Source organism: Bacillus sp. 05T31, from assembly GCF_056396725.1.
On sequence record NZ_JBFTMA010000848.1, the window covers coordinates 1 to 1,621 of the forward strand.

The window sequence follows — 1,621 nt, forward strand, 5'->3', positions numbered from 1 at the left end:
GTTTCTCATTCATGATCATCAAAAATGGGCCGTTGAACAAGCGCTTTTATTACGAAACAAAAAATGATCTCCTTCTATATGAAAGAGATCATTTTTACTGTTAACTTACTTTTTTCAAATTGAGAGCTGGCTTTTTCATTCCGCCTTTTTTTACAACATATAAGCCGATGAAGATTATAAGACCTCCAACGAGTTGCATCATGTTTATTTGCTCTCCGATTGTTACTGCCGCAAAGATAACTGCGAATAATGGTACGAGATACATATAAACCATTACTTTCGTTGARCCTATTTTACTAATACCGACATACCACATKGCAAGTCCGAAAATTGTCGCAAAGACGATCGAATATGCTAGTGAGCCCCAGCTCGGCATATCTACTGGCCACGTTAACGTATTTACATTGAATAAACAATATACAACGAGTGGTACAATGCCAATTAAAGTAGACCATGATGTGACTCTCATTGCGGAGTATTTTGTAATAAGTGGTTGCGCTAAAATTGGATACCATCCCCACGCAATTGCTGCGACTAATCCAATTACATTTCCGAGCCACGCATACTCATAAGTTGCTCCTCCTGAATGCCCTGTTAATAAAACGAATGCTGCACCAACAAAGGCTACTATTGAACCAATTTGTACTTTCATCGAAAAACGTTCTTGTTTGTGCAATACTGCTAATATCCCTGTAAATATAGGTGACATCGCAATTAATAATGAGGCATTTGTTGCTGAAGTATATTTTACAGATAGCATAAACATCGTTTGATACATTGTCGTTCCAACGATACCGACTGCTAATAATCGTAACCAATCTTTTCTTTCAATACGTAGTGAGCGTTCCATAATAAATGTAATAAGTAATAATACCGGAGATGCTACTAAAAATCGTAAACTATTAAATTGAATGGATGACATAAATGCCACGCCATACTTTCCAATTGTATAATTTGCTCCCCATACTAATGCTACTGATACTAGGAGCCATTCCATTTGCCATCGTTTCATCCGAATCTCCCCTTCCCTATTTAGCATAGTAAAATTGGCTGGATATAACACCGTCCAATTGGCTGTTTTTTTACCCAGCCAATTTGTTATACTTGATGTAGTTAAGAGATGCGGAGGCGTTTGTATGGAATGGAAGCTAGATAACGACAGTAAAATCCCTATTTATCAGCAAGTTGTTGACTTTATTGAAAGACGTATTACATACGGAGAACTGCCTCCAGGTAGCTTCCTCCCTTCAGAACGGAAATTAGCTACGCAGTTAAATGTAAACCGAAGTACGGTAACGACTGCTTATAATGAACTTCGCGCAATGGGAATTGTAGAAAGTACGACTGGTAAAGGTACACGTGTGAGTACACATATGTGGGGCGTTTCTCCAACATTAACGCCGAACTGGAGAGGTTTCGTAGAAGGTGGTACTTTTTTACCAAACTTACCGTTACTTCGCCATATTCGGGCAGAAGTACAACAAAATGAGAACATTATTGACTTCGCAAACGGAGAGCTCGGTTGTAACCTCTATCCTCACGATCAACTACAAACAATTTTACGAGAACAACCGTTAACGCAGTCATTAAGTTACGATCATCCGCAGGGCTATCTCCCGCT

The 1,621-nt window shown here is 38.9% G+C and carries 2 protein-coding genes and 1 pseudogene; 2 read left to right on the forward strand and 1 reads right to left on the reverse strand.

Going from position 1 to position 1,621, the window contains the following annotated elements:
- Positions 1–67, forward strand: a pseudogene (locus AC1DJR_RS29085) (NUDIX hydrolase); the annotation flags it as partial.
- A gap of 33 nt (positions 68–100) precedes the next feature.
- Here the strand turns inward: AC1DJR_RS29085 and AC1DJR_RS29090 are convergent.
- Positions 101–1,012, reverse strand: a complete 912-nt coding sequence (locus tag AC1DJR_RS29090) for a DMT family transporter (protein WP_429688514.1) — start codon at positions 1,010–1,012, stop codon at positions 101–103.
- Positions 1,013–1,136: 124 nt separating this feature from the next.
- Here AC1DJR_RS29090 and AC1DJR_RS29095 point away from each other — a divergent pair.
- On the forward strand, positions 1,137–1,621 hold a 485-nt coding region (locus tag AC1DJR_RS29095), incomplete at its 3' end, for a GntR family transcriptional regulator (RefSeq protein ID WP_477004158.1).